This is a genomic window from Peribacillus glennii (assembly GCF_003429105.1).
Taxonomy (GTDB): domain Bacteria; phylum Bacillota; class Bacilli; order Bacillales; family DSM-1321; genus Peribacillus; species Peribacillus glennii.
Map to the genome: position 1 here is coordinate 474,875 of NZ_QVTD01000003.1, position 23,467 is coordinate 498,341.

24 protein-coding genes, 1 pseudogene and 1 riboswitch are annotated in these 23,467 nt (G+C 38.1%); of the genes and pseudogenes, 8 read left to right on the forward strand and 17 right to left on the reverse strand.

The window, feature by feature from the left end; all coding sequences use genetic code 11:
* Nucleotides 1-59 precede the first annotated feature (59 nt).
* The 10 genes from D0466_RS03840 to D0466_RS03890 form a co-directional block, all read right to left on the reverse strand.
* Nucleotides 60-1,808 (reverse strand): M28 family metallopeptidase, encoded by a 1,749-nt coding sequence (locus D0466_RS03840; protein WP_117321231.1) that lies wholly within the window; start codon nucleotides 1,806-1,808, stop codon nucleotides 60-62.
* 19 nt (nucleotides 1,809-1,827) lie between these two features.
* Nucleotides 1,828-2,964 carry a M20 family metallopeptidase gene (locus D0466_RS03845; protein ID WP_117321232.1) on the reverse strand — a complete coding sequence of 379 codons (1,137 nt, stop codon included), beginning with the start codon at nucleotides 2,962-2,964 and terminating at the stop codon, nucleotides 1,828-1,830.
* Nucleotides 2,965-3,329: 365 nt separating this feature from the next.
* Nucleotides 3,330-4,178, reverse strand: a complete 849-nt coding sequence (locus tag D0466_RS03850) for an alpha/beta fold hydrolase (RefSeq protein ID WP_325048695.1) — start codon at nucleotides 4,176-4,178, stop codon at nucleotides 3,330-3,332.
* Nucleotides 4,179-4,867: 689 nt separating this feature from the next.
* Nucleotides 4,868-5,008 carry a hypothetical protein gene (locus D0466_RS22055; protein WP_158555810.1) on the reverse strand — a complete coding sequence of 47 codons (141 nt, stop codon included), beginning with the start codon at nucleotides 5,006-5,008 and terminating at the stop codon, nucleotides 4,868-4,870.
* Between the two features lie 22 nt (nucleotides 5,009-5,030).
* Complete coding sequence (locus D0466_RS03860; protein WP_142919882.1) at nucleotides 5,031-5,318, reverse strand: hypothetical protein; 288 nt, start codon at nucleotides 5,316-5,318, stop codon at nucleotides 5,031-5,033.
* A 35-nt stretch (nucleotides 5,319-5,353) separates the two neighbouring features.
* Nucleotides 5,354-5,617: a hypothetical protein gene (locus tag D0466_RS03865; RefSeq protein ID WP_158555811.1), complete on the reverse strand. Its 264-nt coding sequence runs from the start codon at nucleotides 5,615-5,617 to the stop codon at nucleotides 5,354-5,356.
* A 218-nt stretch (nucleotides 5,618-5,835) separates the two neighbouring features.
* On the reverse strand, nucleotides 5,836-6,471 hold the full coding sequence (locus tag D0466_RS03870; protein WP_325048696.1) for a DsbA family oxidoreductase: 636 nt from the start codon (nucleotides 6,469-6,471) through the stop codon (nucleotides 5,836-5,838).
* 491 nt (nucleotides 6,472-6,962) lie between these two features.
* The gene (locus D0466_RS03875) at nucleotides 6,963-8,603 is read right to left on the reverse strand and encodes a sensor domain-containing diguanylate cyclase (RefSeq protein WP_117321238.1); all 1,641 of its coding nucleotides are present in this window, start codon (nucleotides 8,601-8,603) and stop codon (nucleotides 6,963-6,965) included.
* A gap of 245 nt (nucleotides 8,604-8,848) precedes the next feature.
* Nucleotides 8,849-9,292, reverse strand: a complete 444-nt coding sequence (locus D0466_RS03880; RefSeq protein WP_117321239.1) for a GNAT family N-acetyltransferase — start codon at nucleotides 9,290-9,292, stop codon at nucleotides 8,849-8,851.
* A 586-nt stretch (nucleotides 9,293-9,878) separates the two neighbouring features.
* Nucleotides 9,879-10,412 (reverse strand): GNAT family N-acetyltransferase, encoded by a 534-nt coding sequence (locus tag D0466_RS03890; protein WP_117321241.1) that lies wholly within the window; start codon nucleotides 10,410-10,412, stop codon nucleotides 9,879-9,881.
* Nucleotides 10,413-10,881: 469 nt separating this feature from the next.
* Between D0466_RS03890 and D0466_RS03895 the strand changes: the two genes are divergently transcribed.
* Nucleotides 10,882-11,157 carry a hypothetical protein gene (locus D0466_RS03895; RefSeq protein ID WP_117321242.1) on the forward strand — a complete coding sequence of 92 codons (276 nt, stop codon included), beginning with the start codon at nucleotides 10,882-10,884 and terminating at the stop codon, nucleotides 11,155-11,157.
* 128 nt (nucleotides 11,158-11,285) lie between these two features.
* Here the strand turns inward: D0466_RS03895 and D0466_RS03900 are convergent, their stop codons facing one another.
* Together D0466_RS03900 and D0466_RS22505 are read right to left on the reverse strand one after the other, a co-directional pair.
* The gene (locus D0466_RS03900; protein WP_117321243.1) at nucleotides 11,286-11,963 is read right to left on the reverse strand and encodes an HAD family hydrolase; all 678 of its coding nucleotides are present in this window, start codon (nucleotides 11,961-11,963) and stop codon (nucleotides 11,286-11,288) included.
* Nucleotides 11,964-12,086: 123 nt separating this feature from the next.
* Nucleotides 12,087-12,193: pseudogene (locus D0466_RS22505) on the reverse strand (helix-turn-helix domain-containing protein); the annotation flags it as partial.
* Nucleotides 12,194-12,345: 152 nt separating this feature from the next.
* Between D0466_RS22505 and D0466_RS03910 the strand changes: the two are divergent.
* From D0466_RS03910 to D0466_RS03920, 3 genes are all read left to right on the forward strand, one after another.
* Complete coding sequence (locus tag D0466_RS03910) at nucleotides 12,346-13,170, forward strand: STAS domain-containing protein (protein ID WP_199484521.1); 825 nt, start codon at nucleotides 12,346-12,348, stop codon at nucleotides 13,168-13,170.
* Nucleotides 13,171-13,539: 369 nt separating this feature from the next.
* The gene (locus D0466_RS03915) at nucleotides 13,540-14,436 is read left to right on the forward strand and encodes an STAS domain-containing protein (protein ID WP_117321245.1); all 897 of its coding nucleotides are present in this window, start codon (nucleotides 13,540-13,542) and stop codon (nucleotides 14,434-14,436) included.
* A gap of 778 nt (nucleotides 14,437-15,214) precedes the next feature.
* Complete coding sequence (locus tag D0466_RS03920; RefSeq protein WP_117321246.1) at nucleotides 15,215-15,400, forward strand: hypothetical protein; 186 nt, start codon at nucleotides 15,215-15,217, stop codon at nucleotides 15,398-15,400.
* 789 nt (nucleotides 15,401-16,189) lie between these two features.
* On the opposite strand, the gene D0466_RS03925 is transcribed toward D0466_RS03920, so the two are convergent.
* Nucleotides 16,190-16,402 carry a hypothetical protein gene (locus D0466_RS03925; protein WP_142919884.1) on the reverse strand — a complete coding sequence of 71 codons (213 nt, stop codon included), beginning with the start codon at nucleotides 16,400-16,402 and terminating at the stop codon, nucleotides 16,190-16,192.
* A 671-nt stretch (nucleotides 16,403-17,073) separates the two neighbouring features.
* Here D0466_RS03925 and D0466_RS03930 point away from each other — a divergent pair.
* Both D0466_RS03930 and D0466_RS22060 read left to right on the forward strand, forming a co-directional pair.
* Complete coding sequence (locus D0466_RS03930; protein WP_117321248.1) at nucleotides 17,074-17,490, forward strand: DUF1284 domain-containing protein; 417 nt, start codon at nucleotides 17,074-17,076, stop codon at nucleotides 17,488-17,490.
* 258 nt (nucleotides 17,491-17,748) lie between these two features.
* Nucleotides 17,749-17,910: a hypothetical protein gene (locus D0466_RS22060; protein WP_158555812.1), complete on the forward strand. Its 162-nt coding sequence runs from the start codon at nucleotides 17,749-17,751 to the stop codon at nucleotides 17,908-17,910.
* A 474-nt stretch (nucleotides 17,911-18,384) separates the two neighbouring features.
* Here the strand turns inward: D0466_RS22060 and D0466_RS03935 are convergent, their stop codons facing one another.
* A complete protein-coding gene (locus D0466_RS03935; protein WP_117321249.1) occupies nucleotides 18,385-18,633 on the reverse strand; it encodes a hypothetical protein in 249 nt (82 codons plus the stop codon).
* Between the two features lie 326 nt (nucleotides 18,634-18,959).
* Entirely contained in the window at nucleotides 18,960-20,645 is a 1,686-nt protein-coding gene (locus D0466_RS03940; RefSeq protein WP_117321250.1) for a methyl-accepting chemotaxis protein, read from the reverse strand.
* Nucleotides 20,646-20,726: 81 nt separating this feature from the next.
* A riboswitch (cyclic di-GMP riboswitch) is annotated at nucleotides 20,727-20,820 on the reverse strand.
* Nucleotides 20,821-21,136: 316 nt separating this feature from the next.
* On the opposite strand from D0466_RS03940, the gene D0466_RS03945 reads away from it, so the two are divergent.
* On the forward strand, nucleotides 21,137-21,841 hold the full coding sequence (locus D0466_RS03945; RefSeq protein WP_117321251.1) for a thermonuclease family protein: 705 nt from the start codon (nucleotides 21,137-21,139) through the stop codon (nucleotides 21,839-21,841).
* 34 nt (nucleotides 21,842-21,875) lie between these two features.
* Entirely contained in the window at nucleotides 21,876-22,139 is a 264-nt protein-coding gene (locus D0466_RS03950; RefSeq protein WP_117321252.1) for an excalibur calcium-binding domain-containing protein, read from the forward strand.
* Between the two features lie 86 nt (nucleotides 22,140-22,225).
* On the opposite strand, the gene D0466_RS03955 is transcribed toward D0466_RS03950, so the two are convergent.
* Nucleotides 22,226-22,840 carry a hypothetical protein gene (locus D0466_RS03955; protein ID WP_117321253.1) on the reverse strand — a complete coding sequence of 205 codons (615 nt, stop codon included), beginning with the start codon at nucleotides 22,838-22,840 and terminating at the stop codon, nucleotides 22,226-22,228.
* A 124-nt stretch (nucleotides 22,841-22,964) separates the two neighbouring features.
* Nucleotides 22,965-23,459, reverse strand: coding sequence for a GrpB family protein (locus D0466_RS03960; RefSeq protein ID WP_117321254.1), 495 nt, complete (start codon nucleotides 23,457-23,459; stop codon nucleotides 22,965-22,967).
* Nucleotides 23,460-23,467: the final 8 nt, after the last annotated feature.

The window sequence follows — 23,467 nt, forward strand, 5'->3', positions numbered from 1 at the left end:
TTTAAATAAAGAAGGGAGAAATGGCTGTATGCATTTCTCCCTTTGTCATACTATTGAAATTAGTTTTGCAGCTGTCCGACTGTATGTTTGACGGTACGTACAGCTTCCAAAAAGGAATAATTCACTTTATTCAGGTTCCGTTTTAATTTTGTCAGTACCTGGAATAAATCATCGTTTTCGGCTTCAAGTCCCGCTAATTTTTCAATATCAGTAAGCAATGGAATTGGAGATTGCTTCAATGCCTTATCATGATCAAAGCGGTCACCCTTCACATAGTTCAAAGTCACGAGAATTCTGGAAAGCTCCATGATCGTTTGATTGACAATCGAGATGCGCTCTTCAGAAAGCGGTCTTTTTACAATGTTTCCCAATTCTTTTAAGCCTTGTTTCAATTCTTCTATCCGATTTAGCGTTACATCGAATTCCAAGTATCCTTTCGCTTTCTCCTTGTACGCGTGGATGAAACCTTCCAATTCTTCAACTGCTGCCAGCTGATTGATTGGGAGAATATCTGAAGAACATGCTTCATATATGATGGATAAATAGATTTTGCAATCACGAACCAAATTTTCCGGAGAAATTTTATCTATCGTATCTTCCTTGGTATGCCACCACCATCCGAAGCCACCCGCTTTACCTGCGCCGAACAATTGTGAAAACGCTTCAGATGCAGGGCTATTGGACTGTGGTTGCTCGGATAATCCCATAAACAGGGAAGGAACACCAGGCCCCCAGAAGGACTGGTCTCCGGACCGTCCAAAGCGGGACCCTTCAAAAACATCCCCTGTCAATTCCTTTAATGACTTTTTAGCCAGATCCCTTGTTTCAGCCATGCAATTGGCTTCTGTTAAAATCGTGGCGCCTTTTCCACCGACTGAATCAATATTAATATGTAGAACACAATTTTCATGAAGATCTTCCCAATTGTCATCACAATACAGTGTAGAGCCTGCGTAACGCCCATGCGAATGGCCCGACCAGAAGGCCAGCTTAAGCGTACGGCGAAGCGTGTCTTTGTTAGCAGCAAGAATCCTGGCCACTTCCATCATGGTTGCATTTGCTGTTCCGTTATCCATAACCCCATAATGCCATGAATCAATATGGCCGCTGAACATGATATATTTATCGGGTTCTGTATTCCCGGTAATTGTAGCGGTAAGCGTCGGGATTTTTCTCCACCTGGAATCAACCTCAGCTTTGAGCCACCCTTTGCATCGGGATTGATTTTTTACTAGCTCCTTGATTTCCTGGCCATCCTGGAAATTCACAGAAACGACTGGAATCGCAGGCAATTCCTTATATGTATCCGGAGTAGGATTTCCCCATACAGGAGAGATAATCATTTCATGTGTATATTCGGCATTAATGAAGATTGCTCCCTTTGCGCCCGCCATTTGCGCCTGCAGGACTGCCCCGGGTATTGCAAGCCCGTCCAATAAAACGATCTTTCCGGCTACCGGCTCGCTGGAATAATCAGCCGCTACTGCCTTACCCGCATATACAATCTCCCCGTCAATCCCTGCCGCTTCTGTGGATACCGCCATAGAATGAGTAATGGATGGATAACTCTGGCCATTTACCTTTAAATCTGAAGTTCCAGGCAGGCTAATGTATGCATCCTTCAATGTCAATTCGGTTTCCAGACCAAATTCCTCAAGCTTGGCCTTAACATATTCAAATGCACGAAGCTCTTCTTCCGTACCTGATAAACGAACCTCTGAACCTACGTTTCTTGTGAACTCCATCAATAATTCCTGATCAACCTCTTGAATTAGCTGGCTTTGGACTGATTCTATACTTGTCTTCATCCTGATTCCTCCTTTTTATTTACTTGCTAACTTCCTTCAGCAGCAAGGCCAGCAAGGCACTTCTTCTTGGCATTTCCGAAATGATAAGATGTTCATCCAACGCATGTGCCCCGCTTCCAACGGCACCCAGACCATCAAGGGTCGGAGCGAATGGCGCGGTAAAATTGCCGTCACTTCCACCGCCCGTTTCCTTTTCCAATAAAGAAAATCCGAGATGTTCTTTAGCCAGTTTTTTGGCTGTATTAAATAGGGCCGCAACCGCTTCCGTTCTTTCCAATGGAGGCCTGTTGACTCCGCCTTCCACAGTTACTTCTACATCATTTATATGGGATGGAAGATTCTTGATAATTGGAATGATACGATCGAATTCAGCTTGTGTTTTGACCCGTAAATCAATATCTGCTTCAGCTTCTTCGGCAATTACATTTACCGTTGTCCCTCCCGAAACCTTCCCAACATTCACAGTCGTACCAATTGAATAATCTGTTAATTCATGCAAATAGACAATCTGTTTGCCGAGTTCAAGTATGGCGCTTAAACCTTTTTCCGGTTCAACTCCGGCATGGGCAGCCCGTCCTTTGATTCGAAGCTTAAATATCCCCACACCCTTTCTCGCAGTCTTTAGTGCGCCTTCCAGGGCCGGCTCCAGAACAAAAACACAACTGCTCTTTTTCGCCTCTTCCTCTATTAATCTTTGGGAAGAAGGACTTCCTAGCTCTTCATCTGAGGTGAATAAGAAAACTACCTTTTTGTTTATGGTTTCGTTTAATTCTTTAAGAGTATGCAATGCATATAATCCCTGTACCAAACCACCCTTCATATCAAAAACACCAGGCCCATATGCGATATCATCCACTACTCTAAAGGGAACTTTTTGATGAATGTCTCCCTTTTGCCAGACTGTATCAAAGTGCCCCAGCAGCAGGATTTGATCTTCACCATTTCCATATTCCCCCCTAACATGATTACCATATTCCCCATTTGGGATGATGTCTGCTTTTCCGCCGGTTAATTCTTCAAACAGACCCGAAATGAATTCGGCTAAATGGTCGGTTGCTTCTTTATCCAGTGTAGGAGATTCCCTCTCTACGATTTGCTGTAATGTTTGAAGCATCTCTTGCTGTTTTCCAGTAAGAAATTCTACGATGCCTTGCATATTTTTCCCCCTTCTCCCAAATAAATTGGAAATCAATTCGTTATTTTCAGATAATAATAGATAAAAAATAGGGACTGCCTCGTCATTCCCAGTGAAACATTTAATAAATGATGGCAAGCTGTAATGTTGATTCCACCTAAATGAAGTCACTTTTTGCGACAATGCCATATTTATTAAATATTTTTAATAATTAATAATATAGGATATTACTATCAATCTCAAGTGATAAACGTTGTAATTCATAACAGGCTAACGTTATTCTTCCAATTTCTCGGATCTTGGCTGGGGTTTTCAAGGAACATGCTTAACTGTTCATGGATGGTTAACACACAGGCTTCTTGAAAGTCAGAAATAACTTAAGATTTTTACTGAGCTAAAAATTCCCTTACTACCTTCACAAATTCTGCATTTTCCTCTTGGTGGGGTGAATGGCCGCTGTTTTCAAAAATGGCCAACCTTGAACCATTAATTCCTTTGTTCAATTCCTCTGAGCTAGCTACAGGAGTGATCCAATCATGTCTTCCCACAGTGATAAGAACAGGAACTTTTATTTCATTCAATCGGCCAGTCACGTCATAATTAGGTTGATTTTCATGAAACGCGTAATTATGCGTCTGATAGTGATAAAATATCAATTCCAGGCCCTGTTTCGCCAATTTTTCGTCATATTCCACCGAGTATAACGGAAGAATGGAACCAAATACCTCTTTCATCTCTTCATTTGAGCTAGCCTGCCCTGCGAACAATCGGATAACCTTTTCTCTATCAATTGGAAGGTCACTTTCCAATGCCCTGTCAACCGATTGATTTACAGTCTTGCTGTTTGCTGCTGTATCTACTAGTATCGCACGCTTGACATTTTCCTGATAGCGCAGCAAGTATTCCAGGGTGAGAAACCCGCCGTATGAATGGCCCATGATAGTAATTTGATTAAGGTTTAAATATTGTCTAAGCGCATCTATGTCAGCTGTCCATTGTTCATGAGTAAACGGAGGTTTTTCTTCTGAGCGCCCTGATCCGCGCATATCTATGAAAACTAGTTTATATTCTTCTCCCAAGGATGAGAACGATACAATATCAGCTCGACAATCTCCTATTCCAGGCGCACCGTGGATAAAAAAAATGGGCTCTCCATCTTCCTTTCCATGAACTTCATAATAAAGTTTGCTTCCATTGATTTCGGTTAACAGTTTCTTTTCCCCCTTTGAAAAAATTTTTCGCCTGTTTTTTTAAGTATTTCAGATAAGCATGCTCCTTGAAAACTCACCAAGATATACGAAAGATAAAATTAGTCTCACAAAAGGTCGCTGTGTTTCTGCTATATTTTCCTTTGCGAAATTCAACCGTTTGATATGTCCAAAATCTTGAATAAAATATAAACACAATATCTATATCTTCTAGTTGAACTCTGCCTAATACACCCTGCTTCCTTTTAGTAGGTTTCTTTTGGTTCTGAAACACCTCCATTTACCACCTGCTTTTTCTGCCGCTAGCAAGAGGATGTTGCCTTTACAAGTTTTGCCAACCTCCAAATTGCCACATTGTGCTTGTTAACGGTCCTTTATCATTCTCCGTTACAATACTCTGCCACCCTTAATGTTTTAATTGCAAGATTCGTGCCAAAAACGAGATCTCTTTAAAAAACTTTTTGCTTTTATTTTCCTGTTTACAATTGTCTAGGTTAATGGGCATGGATTGTCCGGACAGCTTGTGTTAGTTTCAATGCATTTTATCGCCTCTGCTTTACCAACGAAAAGCGAGTCAAAGACTTGTGCTCCTGTAGCATCCAATCTTCTGACTTTTTACTAATAATTCTGACCAAGGATCAATTGGTAACAGAAAAGTACGCCACACTGTGAAATCTTAAAACGTCCTTTTTCATGTATCATACTGAAAAATATTTTTATCTTTCCTTATCACATAGGGTACTGGATTGGTAAGCGGCTGTTGGCAGGGCAATAAGTGTTTTCTTGGGTTTTGTTGTCTGAGTGTTATCACATGATACGAGGACCTGCGCCCTTACTTCCGGATAGTCAGTTTTCACGACAAAGTCTTTGAAGGAGACATTAAAGAATATCCTTCATAGCCTTTAACTGCAACATCATCGCAAATCTGGCGGTATGGCTCAACACCCCCGGGATATGCCAGGAGACCACGTGGCTTGCCTTCGATATTCCACCCATATACCAGGAGTCCGTCTTTGTTATGAGCACGGCGTCAGCCAGATCATTACAATGCTGGCTCCAATACTCTTCTGCTTCTACCTTAGCCTCAATCGTTTCCACATGATGCCGGCGAAGATACCCGATGCAATTCGCCACCCATTCAACATGCTGTTCAATAGATACCATCATATTGCTCAGCACGGAAGGACTCTGCGGACCAGTGATCATGAAGAGGTTCGGAAAGCCTGCGGCTGCAATGCCAAGGTATGTCCTAAACTGTACTCCATCGGACCATTTGTCCTTAAGGCCAGCCCATTTTTACCGCGGATATCAATTTTAAACAAGGGTCCAGTCAAGGCGTCGAACCCGGTAGCAAAAACTAGAATGTCCAGTTCATACTCCGCTTCGGCAGTACGCAATCCTTTAGAAGTGATCTCCTGAATGGGTGCTTCTTTCACGTCAAATGAAGCATTTGACTGTCTATGCAAATTTGGGGCAGATAAAACAAAAACAGCCATTCCGTTTCTTATTGGTAGTTTCCTTGGAGGTATCGGTTCTATATATAGCAATCTATTTGCATAGTATTTAAACCTATACAAAAAAGACACACCTACTTACGTAAGCGTGTCCTTTTGTCCATAATCTAGTTCATTACCTCAGGCTGTGCAACAAAAACTTTTCCTTATTGAGATTTTGCTGAGCCATACTACTTTTCAGGGATTTCACACCCATCGTCATCACATGTTGCCCCTTCTTTGTTTAGGAAGGTGATTTCATCCTCTGCGATGATTTTTTTCAATGCCTGGACAAACACCTCAGTTGGCTGGGCACCAGTGAGGGCGTATTTTTTATTTATCAGGAAGAATGGGACGCCAGTAATTCCATACTGTTGTGCGGTTTGCAGATCGGCACGAACCGCGTCAGCCATCTCATCGCTTGCAAGCATTTTTGCTACACCTTCCCGGTCCAACCCTACTTCAGCTGCCAGCTCCGTTAATGTTTCATGATCTCCGATATGCTTGGATTCGGTAAAATAGGCACGTAAAATCCGTTCGGTCATCTCTTTCATCAAACCCTGTGTTTTTGCATACATCGTCAAACGGTGCGCATCAAAGGTGTTCGTTAAAATCAGGGTATCCATTTGATAATCCAATCCAACGTCCTTTGCCATTTGCACCATGTTCCCCGTATTTGCTTTTGCTTGAGCTATGCTCATGCCATATTTCTTGGCTAACAGTTCATACATGTTTTCTTTTATATCACGTTCCATTGTCGGATCCAACTCAAAGCTTCGATAAGTCACTTCAATTGGATGGTCAATCTGTTTAATGGCGTCATCCAGACGCCTTTTGCCAATATAGCAGAATGGTCAAGCGAAGTCTGTCCACATTTCAATATGCACATTTATCCCTCCGATTCTTTAATCACCTTTAGTATAGGGGTTAAGCATACATTTTACACTCAATTTGCTTGTACCGCGACTCAACGAATTTGAAGGCTGTTAGACGGCAGGATCGCTGAATGAACAAGACCATATAAAAGGTTAGCTTGTGGGATTAAAAATAAAAAAACATAACTCCCTTTTAGTTGATTGGCGATTATGTTTTTATTAAATGCGTGATAGATTTTAAACTTACCTTTTTATGTTTGCAGCTCTTCTGCGTCTTGGTTCCAATTAAACCGACTGCTCCTGTGCCGCATCCGATACATTTTCTGTTCCGGATGATGATTGTTCTGCTATGGCGTTAATTGATTCGATGCATTTGACTACTTGTCAACAGACGTTTGTCCTCAGCAGAATAAGATAAATCAAGTAAATTTCAACAGCCAGCTTTATGAAGCAAAATCAACATTTTTTTTATAAATATGAACCCGGTTCTTTCCTGTACGTTTCACATTATATAAAGCCTGGTCGGCCAGTTTAATAACATCACTTACGGAGTTGCTTCTCCGGGCGTTCCAGACTGCCCCGCCAACACTGCATCCGACATGAATGATTTCACCATCAATATTAAACGGCTTATTCATCATGGAAATAATTCGTTCGCCTATTATTTCCCCATTTTTTACAGGATCGGTTATTGAAGTCAGGACGATCACGAATTCATCTCCGCCAATTCTTGAAACTAACTCATCACTGCGCACATTTTCTTTTAAAAGTGCAGCTGCTTTCTTAAGAAGTTTATCGCCCGCATCATGCCCTAATGTATCATTTACAGATTTAAAGCCATCCAAATCTAAATATAATAGCGTTAAAGTTTCATATTTTCGGGTTGCCTTTTCCAGGTAAATATCAAGGGCATTTCGGTTCGGGAGGCCTGTCAACTGATCATGGCGGGCCACATTCTCCATTTTTTCCAAAGCTGTCTCTGTCTTCGTCAAATTCGCAATAAGATCCCTTAATGAATTTGACAGAATTTCTATCTCGCTAATTCCTTTATATGGTGGAATTTCGACTGTATCCCCTTCACTCAGGCGATCAGCTACCCGGGTAATTCTTTTCAAAGGTTGTGTAATTTGTCCGGCAATTAACCATCCACCCAAAGCAAAAAGAACGACCAGGATCAATCCTGTAATAATAAAGAAACGTTGTAATTGTTCTTTGACTGGCGCATAAGCAATATCTACAGGCTGCCGTACTAATACGGTCCAGCCTAGTCCTTGATAATCTTTATAGCCGTCCGTCACTACATATCCTGTCAGGTATTGTTTCCCATCTTCCCATCTTTCAACGGTCCAACCCTTTTTTTCGGCTCTCGCTAACTCGATACTTTTAACATCCAAAGACTTCCCTAACATCTTTTTAGGTCCAAGGATCACATCATTCTTTTTTTCACTTATAATAAAAAATTCAATGCCTTTTCGATTATGTAATGTTTGATCCATGGATTCTTCCACTTCTTTCATCCATTTCCAGCTCAAATGGGTAGCCAGCACCCCAATTAACTGATCATCAAAGCCATACACAGGTGTGCTTATATCAACAAACTTCATTTCTTCACCCGTTGGATTAGGCAATAAATCGGCAAGAAGCACCGCCTCATGCACATCTCCGATAAATGTCCCATCCAACGCTTCTGCATAAACCGGCCGGGCAGAAATATCTGCGCCTCTAAGAATGCCATCTGTTGAAGCAAGTACGGTACCGTCTTTATTTGTAAAACCAACCCATGAAAAGGACGGAAAATTATCTTTTAATTGATTAAAATAATTTTCGATGCTGCTATAATCATGTGATTCCCTTAATTCCTTCAAATTGCTAATGAGAGATACCTCTCCATACCGGGACCACATATATTGATCCAGGTTTTCTCCCATTCCATACGCAGCTTCCCCAAGGGAATTGCCGATTTCAGACTCAACCTCTTTAACAGAGCGCTGCCCTATAATTATGCTTAATGATAAAATTAAAATAACCACAATCAATCCAAAAACTATGGATAGTCGTGTCCGAAGACTGCTCGTAACCCCCATAAACCCCACTCCATACGAAATACATTAAAAAAATATAAAAAATCCCCTTTAAAGAGATTTACCTTTTCTACTATATATATCGGATAGTATCCCGACATTTTTATGACCGCATTTGACTTCCTTCCTCTGCAAGACTAATCGACCACTTTGGATGCAGGAAGTGAAATATCCCGATTTATATATAATGTGCTTGCGAAATGCTGCACCACAAGAAAGCTGCCGAAATGGCAGCTTTCTAGGAATGACTAAAAGTATTTAATATAATTTTCATACTCATTATCCAAGTGCATTCCCATTCCCTCATACAGTGCTTTTGCAGTATGATTATCAGGTGCTGTCTGTAATGTAACATACCTGCCTTTCATTTCTTCACAAAACTGATAAACACGCTCAACAAGTGACCTGCCTACTCCTTTTTTTCTCCCAGCCGGAACAACAAATAAATCATTAAGTATATAGGCCCGCTGCATTCCCACAGATGAAAAAACGGGGTAAACCTGTACAAAACCCACAGGCTGTTTATCACTCTCATAAGCGATAAAAATCACGGACTCTTTATTTGTTATTCTCTCTTGAATAAATTTTCTTGCTCCCAATTCATCGTTTGGTTGACCGTAAAATACACGATATGCATTAAACAATGGAACGATACCTTCTAGTGCTTCAATATCCGCTTGAATAATTTCCATAACCATTCCCCTTTTGAACTGTATTGTCAGTTCAAGTTATTTATCATTCTGAATTTTTCTACTACATTATTACCTATAACTGACAATATTGATAGGGACAGATTTGAACTTTTTGACCAAGCCAGATTTTTAGATTTTTTCAGTAATCTGGTAAATGAATGAAATAAGGTAATACAGAAAGAAAGGGTAATCACTTCAAAAGCAAAATGAACCATTTGTGTAAGAACCAAAGAACTGTGCTGTATTGTATTCTTACAATGACATAAAAGTTTATATTGAAGAGGTTGTGCGTTTTATACAAGACGGTATTCTGGCGGGTGATTACGTTATTCTAATTGAAATTGACCGCGTTTTTCCCAATTATACAAATCGAACTGCGCAAGGGTTAACAAAAGAACAAATGAGTTTTGTTCACCGTGTAAACTACTTCAATTTCTATTATTCAAGTGGCAGCTATCACCATCCTTCAATCACTGATTCCTTTAATAAAACGGTACAGCCATACGTCGAAACTTTTGTTCCAATAACTTCTCCGTACTTGAATAACAAAAAGGCTTTCACTTCCATATTAATTGATGTACCCAATTTACTTATTCTTTTTAAGTAAGGAATAGACATAGGTATCGTGTGCTACACCATTTTGATACATATATTCCTTTAAAATTCCCTCTTTTTGAAAACCAATTTTAGTTAGTAAATTTTTAGATGCTTCATTGTCAATGAATACAACAGCACCTATCCGAGATAAATCCATAACATCAAAACCAAATGAAAGCACTTTGGATATTGCTTCTGCAGCATATCCTTTCCTCCACTGGTCTGGATGAATTTCATAACCTACTTCTGCTCTTTTATGTTTAGCAAACCAAGAATTAAAGCCAATTGTTCCAACTATACCTTTGATCCCTTTTCTTTCAATCCCCCAACGTATGCCTCTTTTTTCATTGTAATTTCTCGAAAAAAATTCAACGAATTTCTCCGCTTGTTCTATATTCTTAATTGTTTCCTGTCCATAATAACGAGTTACATTTTCATTAGAAAAACATGCAAAAATACCTTTTGCATCATCTTTAGTGATTTCTCTTAGTATGAGTCTTTCTGTCTCTAATATTGGAAACATTTAATCTCTCCCACTTTTTTAATATTACCTATTCTTTATGATTCTTTAGTAAACAAGAAGCGACACAAAACTCTTATTGGTACTAAATAGAGGACTGATATATACTAGTCCCTTAAAAAAATTCAAACAACATAAGCGGGCAGGGTATTCTAGAAGGAAACCACCAAATAAACAGCTGCAATGTGCAATCCTTGTACCAATTTTCAATTCAAATTTTGATCATTTTAGATTCCCACGACTATAAGGGCAGCGCAAGGGATCAAACTAGTATTGCTCCTAGTGAAAGTTGGAATCACCCGCAAAAAAGGCATCGACTTCTTTATGAAATATACAATCACCAGATGTAATAAAACCTGTCATGGATTCTTACACCAAAAAATGTTATAATAATAGAGAAAAAATTATTTCTTTGGGTATTTCCCACTTTTCTTAGTCCGATCCCTCCGTAATTGGAAAGGAGACTAAACAAATGTCCGTAGACCAAATGTCCATAGACCAATTAGAAAAGCTCTTAGAGGAACTATTTTACTTCAAAGATGTGGAAATTACACATACATTTTCAGAAAATCAAAAACCTATAATCTCAGTTATTTATAAAACCCAGCATAATGAAATCGAAATAACGCCAACCTTCCAGGTCACCTATATCGAGAGCCAAAAAACTGAAATGTACATTGATGTAAAATCCGCTGCCAATGCCATAGATAAAGCCTTAAATAATAAACTAGAAACATCCACTAATTAATTTAGTGGTTTTTTATTGTCACTAAAGGATTAAACTACGTCTCAATATCTTAATGAAATAAAGGGATATGCCTTCACTTATTACATGATGCTGCCACGTTAATAAAAATAAACGCTTTAATCTTCAGTTCAAGAACCTGTTCTTCGAGTATTATTCATTTCTGGTAATATTGTTTTTAATTCAATTAAGTCATCTATTACTATATCCGCCTGAGCAAGTTCATCTTCTTGTGAGAAATCAAAATTACATCCAATTGAAACTAAACCATTATCTTTAGCGGCTTTAATATCAGAAAGGCGGTCTCCAACTACAGCTGCATGTTTAATATTATATTTTTGAATGATAATTTTAATTAAATCTGATTTATTCATCGATTGTATTTGTTGGATACTAAATGTTTCAGTAACCCAAGCTTCTAAATGATAATGACTTACAATTGCATTTAGATATTCCGACAAACCATTACTTGCTATGTATATTGAACAATTATTTGCTTTTATAAAGTTAAACACTTCCTGTACATTGGGATATAACGCCCCTTTTCCTTTACTGATATTATCAAGCAAGCTTGCCAGAAAAAAGGCATCAGTTTGTTTTCTTACCTCATATGAATCATTTGGCATTAAAATTTCCCATACTCTAGGTAAAGGAACGCCCATTATCTTACGGTATTTCTCAATAGGAGTTGGCCCATTCCATTCATTTAGTGACCTTAAATTATTAAAAGCCTCATCCAGTGACAATTCTAAAATTTTATCTGTTTGAAATAGTGTACCATCCATATCAAAGATCAGTGACTGCAGCATTTTTTTCTCTCCCATATTTACGAATGACTGTTTTTCTTTTTACAGCTTATCATAATGACATATTTATCTAAACTAATCCTTTAGTTCAAAAAGATGAGCCGCCAAATGACAGCTCCGGAGCTATATAGAAAGGTTAGCCATTGTTATTACCTCTTCGAAAGTTCTGTTACGCTCATTTTCCTTTTAGCCAACATCACATCACTATTGATTATAATTGCCATGTTATTCACCTGAGACCGTTAAATCATTTTCTGATTTTATATCTATGGCATCTTTTACATAATTAATCATTTCGCAAACTGAAAATAAAATTTCTTGTAAACGGTTTAGTATTTACAAATCTAGGGTATTAAAATATGTGATTAACTAAAAAGGGGAGTAACTGATGGAATTGGTTCAAGAAACAGACAAAATATTGGAATTCATCAGACAAAATAAAAAAAAGTTTGAAAATGCTTTATTAACCGAAGCATCAAATGTAAGAGATAAAATTGAGGACATTCTTAGATTCGGAAATATTGACCTTGTAAATAATGCGCATAAGTTGGTTGGTTACATTGTCGAAGGCAGAGATCAAGAACTTCAATCCTTTGCGAAACAGGAAGGTATCGCATGGGCTACTCACGAATTAACATTATCATTCAAATTAGAGTGGGTTCAGGCAATTCGCAGAACCTTGTGGGATTTTTTAAAAGAATATAACGAGGTAGCAAAAGAAATTGCACTGGAAGAATTTTTTTTGTTGGAAAAGAAAATAAATAGTTCAATCGACCAATTTTTAAATATTTTCTTTATTAATTATTCTACATACAAGGATTCATTGATAAAAGCTCAAAGAGAATTAGTTGAAAATCTATCGGTACCAATTATACCAATAACACCCTCTATTTGTATTTTGCCATTGATTGGTAGTGTTGATACTTTTCGAACAAATGTGATTGAGGAAAAAGTTTTAATGGAGATTGGAAAGTTACGTATTCAAAAATTAATTATGGACTTATCTGGAATTGCAGAGATGGAAAATCAAGTAATCGAACATTTAATGAAAATTATTGATGGCAGTGCTATGATGGGATGTCAAACGGTGATTACAGGATTAAGAGCCGAGGTAGTTAGAAAAATGATCCACTTAGGCTTCAAATTTGATAAAAACACCAAGACCTTAGGAACCTTACAACAAGCATTGAATCAATACTTAATTAATTAAAGGAATTTTCATTCTTAAACAAGAAATTAAAGAGAGAGAGTTGCTTCGGCGACTCTTTTGCACATAGAAAAAAAGAAATAATGTTTAGAGAAACTAACGAGCACTAACTAGCATTACAACGGAAAATGAAGCACCTGTAACCTTCCCCCGTTCATCAAGAATAATTTCCCTCTTATTAATCGTTAATTCCCGAAAAAATTGTAGTCAAATTTCAATTCCTCATATAAGCTTTTAACTAAAGGTAAAAATCCTTGTTTGGATACCGTTAAAAATCACCTGTCTGAGATATAATAAAAACAGTTGCTTTATCTTTAGGCCGATAAAATGAATAGTGTACGAATACAATATAAGTTCATAAGGGGATGCGAAGTGAAGGAAGAATTACGTTATATAGGTGAAAAAATCGTTGAAAATGAGTCGGTTTTAGCAGAAAAAATTTACCAACTCATTGATTCTGAATATACAAAAGGTTTAAATAAAGCTGGTGCCCCACAGGCTATACTTATAGAATATAGGGGGGAACTGATCAAATATTTTGGAGAAGCACTATATTCCGACCAAGATTTAATTAATAAAAAAGTCACCGACTGGGGCGTAAAGGCTGCAACATTTGCTATAAAATACGATGTTTCATTAAGTAATGCACTAAGAGCAGTATCTTTTTACAGGACAGTCATCTGGGATGTCTTTACTGAGGAATTAAAGAAAAAGCAGTTTGCAGCCATTACTATGCTCGATGTATCCAAGATCATAGACCCATTGCTTGATAAAGTTTTCAGTGTAATCGGGGAAGTTTATGAGAACAGAAGTAACGAATTAATGAAAATTGCGTATACAGCTTTAGAAGAATTATCTGTACCTGTTGTTCCCATCATTGATGACATCGCTGTAATACCGATAGTTGGTTCAATAGACACTAACCGGGCTCAATTGATAATGGAAACCTCATTAAATCAAGGTACTAAACTTAACTTACATACTGTGCTTTTTGATGTCTCCGGCGTCCCAATTATTGATACGATGGTCGCTGATCAAATGTTTAAAATCATAAAAGCATTGAAATTGACTGGAATACAAGCAATGATAACAGGAATCCGTCCAGAAATTGCACAAACAATTGTCAGTTTAGGATTGGATTTTAAAGACGTTGAGACCGCAGCGACTTTGCAACAGGCTCTTAATCACTTAGGTTTAAGTATTGATTCAAAGCCCCAATATGGTAAGAATGGAAAAAAAGCGTTAAACAAAAGAGTAAATTCACAATAGTGCGGCCCATTGGGCTTTTTTTTTGTTTTAGATAAATTACAAATAACTGAGCTGTCCATACTGGTTTTTAATCCATTGCTTCCGATTCATGATTAAATGTACGGGTTCATTAGAAGATCTTTATTGACATATTTTTAAACGAGGACGCAAAAAAGCAAAGCCCTAAAAAGCAAATCCTTTTTCATAGGAATCAACCAAAAAACCTACAATATTCATCATTATTTTAATTGGATTTCTTAATATATCACACCTCATAATGCATCATCATTAATGTTATATCTAACTTCGGTGCTAATACGCTGTAAGAAAGTATCGTGTCCAAAGCAACTTCAATATTCTTATGGTCGTCTTCCCCACCATTTAAGAAATAATCCTTATTTAACCGAAGGAAAAGAGGCAGAGATTACAACTAAAAAATGATGTTAATTCCACCGTTTTTGCAATTCTTTTTAAAACAACAAATTTTACATTATTTTTTACTTTTACTTTGGGAATATAAAAATGCCTACAGCGTTCTGTTAAAACCAGATAGTGGGGCATGTTACTATTTAACCTTTATGCTTGTGACATACATAATTATTTTCCTGCTTGGTAACTAATAAGGTAATTCAATTCACAAAGGAGACCAGCATATGTTTCCGGATTACAGACAAAAACTTAATACAATTATTTGGATGGGTATTGGAAGTGTATTACTCTCCAGTATTTTTAGTGCCATTCTCCTTAGATTTGTAATAAAAATAAACAAAAAATCAAGCTAGGAGAAATAAGGAAATAAATGAAATTAATCATTATTCTGTTCCAACATCTAACAGGAAAAATTGCGATAGAAGCCCTTCTACAAAAAGATCTTGTATATATTCTCTTTAAATCACTATCAAAAAAATATCAGGACGAAGGAAATGAAAAGCTAAGAATTATAGCAACCATTCTAGGTTGCCAAGGGTTTACGCAGCCTCATTAGAATTTCAGTACGTCCCCAATCGTCACCAATTCTGCACATGTCTTCTCAGAGTTTCTGCTTGATGGATGGATTTAATAGCAGTTGTCATCCAAGTATTCACCCATTTAGACTAGGTTTTGCTTATTCCTATATCCATCCATCGAAATAAACATCTTCATTGTTCATATTCTTAAAAGATGGAACTTATCTTCTTCAATAAAAATGTCCTTAGCCCAAATAAAAATGCCTTTGTTTGTTGGGAAAAAATTTATTCAGTCTTTATCATTGTTAATAATTATCTAATTACACTTTATTTTTGCTGTTTGGGCAGTAGTTGAAGAACAATCTAGATACAATTGAACAATACACTGTATAGGGGATAAAACAAGCATCTTTTGACTATGTGGTGGGTTTGATATTGAACCTGAATTCTGGGTAGGGCTCACTATGCTGGAGACTTTATCTGAAAAATATGTTTCTTCCTACTGACCATGTTTTTTATTCCCGTTAATAAATCCAAACAAGAAACCTCTTTCTTTTTGAGTGAAAAAGTATCTAATACAGAATGTTAATACAAAATTATTTAAATTGAATAAAGTTGGGGCAATCTCATTGTCGTACTCTTATTCGCCCAATCCCTATATTTTCTTGAATGGTGGTTCCACGTTCCCGTAGGTGACATGAACTTGAAAAATATAGTCATTTTTAGTTCAAAATAGGATTTAAATGGAGATTAACTACTTGAAATAAAAGGAAGTGTGATAATTCTTAATGCAAGCGGTGCTTCGCCGACTTTAAAAAAGCACCCGGTTATTCGGATGCATACTTGATTATTCCATGTAAATAAATTGAGTATTCTCTCTGAACACACTCTCTTAATTTAATGTTTCCATCTCGTACTAATTCCTCGGCCAATTCCTCAATTTGCTTTCCATTTTCAATTGTATGGTTTGGAATCTCTAAGGAAAAGATGTTACCTTGACGGGCATTTTTTAGACTTTTTAATAACGCAATTTTATCCATTGTGTCATTCCTTTTATCCGCGTATTTTAACATAAAGAATATTTTTCCTTTGTTACGAACCCGGTTATGGCTAGTAAATTAGTAATGTGAGTTCTTTAATAAATAGTAGTATGTGTCATTTCACTACCATAGATTATGTTCTCCTATACATAGGGTATGTCTACAAAGACTATCACTTTCTCGATATAAATACAATCGAGTTAGTAAAATATACTATCTAAACATTAAAAATACAATTAGCAATTTTGACATAAAAAGTACATTACAACCTCTTTCTATATAATATTTATATAGAAAATATATACAGCTTTTACCACTGTCGATTTTTTCCATAAAGAACAAAAACCTGCTTCAGTTGATTCCAAAAAAGCTGGTAATCTATTAACTATACTTTACCTTTTTGAAACGCCCGTGGTGATTGAACAAGTTCACCTCATTCTTTTATTAATAGAAGTCCCATTTTTCTTTAAATAAAAAAATATAATTCCACATAAGAAACTAGAAGCAATAAATAAAAATTAGTCGATAACGAGATATTACCTAAAGTACATTTTTAAAAGTTTCCAATTGAATCGGTATGTTATGTTATGATAATTAAAAATTAGTTAACTTGTTAATTGTTTTGGTTAACATTCGTAGTGAATCGCAGCATGACTAAATGGGGGGAAATTATGTTTAAGCTAAGAGGTCATCACCTATTTTGCCTGTTGGGCTTTCGGGGAATGGGCTATTCCCAAGAATACGTTGAAAATATGACACGTCTGCATCAAACCTTGAGAGAAAACCCCAAAATGAATATTCAACTTATAAAGGGGCCCGATCAGTTGTGTGAAAAATACCCAAACTCAGGTGAATACCACTGCCAAGACGAGCATATTTATAAAAGAGATGCCGCAATATTAGGAAAACTAGGCCTTCAAGTCGGACAAATTCTGAGTTGGGAGGACATTGAGTCGCTCATCGAAAAGCATGTCGTCCCCTCCGATATTCAAGTTGTGTGTGAATCTTGTTCCTGGCGATCGTATGGGGTTTGTGAACAAGGCATTAGAGATATTCTTGAAGGGAAGGGCTTAAGGGTAGTTAAATAAACCCAACAGTTCCGTTTTAAGGAAAAAATATTTAAACTAAAGCACCGGATCAAAATACTATTTATTCATTTATATTACACTGCTTTTGTCAATTTCTATAAAATACAATCAATAATTAATCATAAGCATTACCGGATGCGGCAAATATTTTGCCATTCATATTAATTAAACCTGGAATCTCTGTCCTTTTCCACCTCTCTCCTGTGTATATGAACAACTGATGCTACACAGAATAGCAAGAAACAGGAGGTGAGTAGATTGCCGAATAACAGGGAAAAAATGATACAGGCAGCCGCCGAAAACACCAAGGGAGAATCCATGCAAGGACCAGATTTTGAAAGACCGGGTTTGTCATGGACATTAGCCGAGCATGAAGGAAAACATTCAAAACAAGCACCGGTGAAATCAGATGAAGATTAAATTAGTGCGCGTTCTTTAGCACTTCAACGAATGTGATATAGCAAAAGATACAAGGTAACCGTATATAGGGTCCGGGAAGGCTGTGGTTCACTTGCTGAATCGGGCCTTTTTTATATTTTGTTAAGAAATAGCATCGACTTTTGAGTCTTTTTAGTGAAAACCATTAAACAAAACGGCTGAATCCACAGGGAATTTGGCTCTATTCGTAGATGACAGTTAAATCGTCGGGCAATCTGCTGGAATTCCCAAGTATTGCGGCTGAATCAGTAACCAAATCGGCTGATTATGCCGGGAATTTGGCTCACTTCGCGGATGACAGTTAAATCGTGAAGCAATCTGGTACCACTAAATAATTGTTACTGAAAGATTATTTATTCCAAGGAACTGCAGGGAATGTTTACTATTCTTAAACTATACAAAGTAATAATTGTTGAAACATTTCCTTAGAAAGTTACATTTCCAGCCCTTTTGTTTTTAATGATTTTGCCTTTTATCCTGCATTCTTTGGTAAACATCCAGCAATGCGCTTATTGCTTGTTCAAAGTCTGCAAAGGCATAATGATATTCTGATGATTGCAATAATGCACCATCATAAGAATATGCCCTATAATATCCCTCTGCTGTGGGATGTTCCTCTACCATGCCGATTTCATAATCAATGCCTTCAACATTCATGATCACATCCGTTAAGCCATTATCGGCCATAGACAGCTTTATATCCATAGCAGTGTCCTCCTCTGTTTTTAAACTATTTAGACCGTCCTTAGTTTGTTCAGAACCATTCAATATATGACTGTTATTTCTTACATGACTCATGAATTTTTCACTTCATATCCCTGATGAGGGACATTTTCTTTTCTTGTTCCCGGATTTTGTCCTTCGAACCAGTATCATATCTGGATTAAAAAAGATGACCCCTGTTCAAAACTGCGAAAACAGAGATCATCTTAGAGAAGACTATTTTCATAAATCCTCTTTTAAAAGGTTACGAACAATTATGTATTTCAAACGAGCGGTGTTAATTCATACCAATATCGTCTACCTTTTTCTTACACCTTGAACCTTCCAATAGATGTTTTTAAATCCTGGGACATCCGGCTTAATGCTTCTGCAGATGCGGCTACTTCTTCCATGGATGCGGTCTGTTCTTCCGCCGACGCCGCCACGCCCTGTGTATTTGAAGCGGATTGTTCAGTGATTTGCGAAATGCCTGCCATCTTGTCCGCCATGCTGCTCGAACTTTCCTGGATCATTTCTACAATGGCTAGTACTTGCTTCGATTCCGCGTCAACTTGCCCGACCGCCTGCAGGATATCCTTAAAGGCATCCCCGGTCCTGAGAACCAAGTCCCTACCACGTTCCACTTCGGCAGTCCCATTATTCATGGATTCCACTGCCCTTGAAGCTTCGGATTGGATCTCCTTTACCAAATGACCAATTTGCTTTGCCGCTTGTCCTGATTGTTCTGCAAGTTTTCTCACTTCATCCGCTACGACGGCAAACCCCTTCCCATGTTCCCCTGCCCTTGCGGCTTCAATGGCGGCATTTAACGCTAAAAGATTGGTCTGGTCGGCTATTTGTGTGATTAGGTCAACAATTTGACCAATTTCTACAGATTTTTGCCCCACAGTATCGACTACACGGGAGGTTCCCTGCACCGTTTCTTGCACGCGGCTCATTTGTTCCACAGTTTTATGTACCACTTGGTTCCCAGCTTTCGCCTTTCCGTTCGCATCCGCTGTCAATTCTGACACGGCCTGAACGGAAGACGAAGCCTGTCCCATGCTGCTCGTGATTTCAAGGGTTGCCTGTTCAACCTCTTTCGCATAGGAAGCCTGTGCTTCGGAACCCGCCGCAATACCCTGGATGGACCGGGAGATCAGCTCCGTGGCCTGGCTCGTCTGTTCCGAACTGGCTGACAATTCCTCTGAAGTGGAGGAGACCTGGTCAGCACTGTGGCTGACCTGTTGCACCAACTCACGAAGATTAAGTTTCATCTGGTTGAATGCATCCGCCAGGTTTCCGAGCTCATCTTTGTTTTTTACCTGGATATCCTCTTGGGTCAAATCACCATCTGCTACTCGGTGGGCCGCCGCCTCCACCATTAAGATAGGGAATTTAATCTTGCGAGTGATATAAATGCCGACCACTATAGATATGATAAAAGAAGCGATGCTTAGGAAGAGAATCAGGGCTTGCACACCGTTAACCATCTCGGATGTCGACTTGCTCGCCGTGTCCATGTTCTTTTGCAGGTCATTATCGATGGTATCCGCTATGTCCCGCACCTCTCTAGCAATCGGGATGGCCGTTTCATTCGCCAAACGCCGGGCCTCGACTTTATTGTCCTGCATTAAAGCAATTACCTGCCTGGACTCTCGTTCGAACTCTTCATTTAACCGGTCTAATTCCTTTAATTGTTCCTTTACTTCCGGTCGTTGCACCATAGGAAGGATCGACTCGAGTTCATCGTTTATTTCAGTATACGCTTCGTTAAGGATTTCTTCAGAACCTTCCTCGCCCAACAATACTCCCCGCAGACCGGAGATTTCCCGGGAGGCGCCCGTTTGGATATCTTTCGCATTTGCAAGGATCACCGAGCGGCGGTCTACTAAATCCGAATAGGAATTCTCTACTTTTTGCATCCCGAAGATGGAGATAAGGCTAATAGCTCCCAGCAGCAATGAAACCCCTAGGAACCCGCCCATCATTTTCTTGCCGATTGTCATTTTCATCGCTCTCAATTCCCTTTCCTTAATATTTCCCAGTCCGAACCCAATAAAAAAAACTATCCCTGAAGAATAGCTTTTATGCTATCCGGCAGCTTGGCGATCATAGCTGGCTTGTAGCACCAACGACAGACCCATGGCTTTGCGTCTCCGCCTTTCAACGGATTTGCCTTTTTCAGATGTAGGAAAATTTAACTATATTTAGAATAATTCTAGATTAATACTTATTTTTGTTAAAATCAATAAAAAAGCTTAATTTCCCTTCCTAAATATTTTTAGTGGATTTCAGTTGTGAAAGCTAAAGAATATTGCAAAGACACTCTTAAATCCCACTTATTAACCGGTAACCATCATGTTGCGAACTAGCACAATGGATCTTCAATTGTAATCCATGTTATCCCGCATGATAATTAACTTTATTTACCAACCCTTAATTATCCATTTTCGTGGTAATATTAGCTTGTTTCTTATTTACCAATGTAATAAAGGTGGTTATCATGGGGAAGGTAAAAAAATTATTGATTGTCGTTGCAACCTTTGTATTTGTATCTATTTTTCCAAATCAGCCAGACGCCCATCCAGGGGGATTGGACAAATTGGGAGGACACTTTCGCAGCTCTGATTGTGCGTATTTATTACATAAGCCTACCAGTCTGGCCAAAACAGCAAAAAGCAAAGCTCAGTTACTTACACTAATTAAAAAGCACAGCAGCAACTCTTGTAAAAATCAGCTTACAGTGAACAAGATCTATGTTGAAGGCGGTTATAACCTGCCAAACGGCACTGCACCTAAACCCGCACCAACACTAAAGACGAAATATCCCGCCACTCTCTCAAGCTGTACAGACGGAGATACGGCTAATTTCAAAATCAATGGCAAGGTAACAAAAACCCGCTTTCTTTTCATTGATACACCAGAGTATACAACCTCAAAAGAAAAGTACGGAAAAGAAGCAAGCATTTACACATGCTCACGGCTTAAAAAGGCAAAGAAAATCACCCTGGAGTTAGATGGAAAAGACAAGTATGACAAATACAACCGTCTTTTAGCATGGGTTTGGGTCGATGGAAAGCTGCTTCAAGAAGATATTACGAAAGCCGGATGGGTTGAAGACTTTTACGACTATGGAACCTATAGATATGAAAGCAGGATCCGTTCAGCCATGAGTTACGCCAAGAAATACGATAAGGGAATGTATTGAAACTTACATTATTAATTTGGAGGTATATCAGATTATGAAAAAATTAATTGGAACCACCCTTTCTTTTGGACTGGTTCTTAGTTTTTCGTTTGGATCAATGGATACAGCAGAAGCGAAGACTAAAACCTTTAAAAACTGCACGGAATTGAATAAGGTATACAAAGGCGGCGTAGCCCGTTCATCCAAGGTGAAAAATAAGGGTGGAAAAACAAAATACAAACCTGTTGTATCGAGTTCCCTTTATAAAGCGAATTCTTCAAAAGACCGGGACAAAGACGGAATTGCGTGTGAACGTTAATAAGCATAAATTAAATCCCTTCTCAACAGAGAAGGGATTTCTTGTACTTATTGTTTGATACAGGTTGAAGAGCTCTTACTTAAATTTTATTTAAATGTTCCTTTGCTTGGATCTAAAATAAACGTTTTACTTTGGTCTTTTCCTTGTAAATAATTATAATAACTAACCCTGAATTTATTTTTCCCAATATTTTTAGGTTTAATCCCCTGATTATAGTAAACATCATTTTTAACTCTGGTTAATTTTCCTTTTTTCACGATAAATAAATCCGCACCATCGTGATTTGACCCGCTGGCAAAAGCCACTCCAAAAAGGTCAGGTTGTCCTTTATACTTGGAATTAATTTCATAAATCATCTTCTGTGTGAAATTATATACATAATCTTTCAGCTGGTAGCCAGTATATGAGATTGTTTTTGCACCAACTTTTTGAAGATAAATCTTGTAATCAGCATTATAAATGCTATCACCTTTGTCTATACCAGCATATGGCCATGCCCATTCATACTTTGAATTAATGTCACCTCTAGCCTTTTTCTCACCGGTACCGATTACATATACTTTATAACTAACCCCTTTAGCATCTTTCAAAGTGTAAGTCACACGACTTTTTTTGGTATTGACTGTTGCAGCTTTAGTTTCCGGTGAAAGTAAAGCAAACAATATAGTCAGTACCGTAAACAGACTAAAAACCTTTTTCATAAACTTTATATTCCTCCTTGTTTAACCCTACATTTATTATCGGAGGGATAAGTTCATTTTTTATTAAAAGCCAACTTAACAATCAAATAATTTCTGGTGTTGTTTTTAAAGTTCTTGATATTATTCACCTAGCATTTCGGTACCAATCCCATGCCTTTTGTTCGATCTCCAACACTATCTGTTCCTTTCCTTTGATGTATGATTCAATGTCATAGGGAAAACGTATGGACAATTCCTCTTTCAAGTTTCCATACCTTTTTGCAATATCCGGATTTACTCGCAAGTAATCTCGAAATGCAAGATGGCGTTCAATCTCAGGATTTCCCAGCTGATAAATATGGACATGGTGAGTTCGATTATCTCCGCCTTTCTGGAAATAGCGGCGTCCAGCTAACCCGTTTTCTCCCTTGGGTTCATAACCACTTGCGGCCATTGCCTCGTTAAATACGTCAATCCGCTTAATGTCTCTAACTACAGGCATTATGTCAATAACAGGCTTTGCCTTTAGTCCATTTACAGATGTACTGCCGATATGGTGGATGTGGATGAGTTCGGGACCGAAAATTTCATACAAACGTTCGGATTCTTCCTTAAATAAATCTCGAAAACCATTGCTCATTATATGGT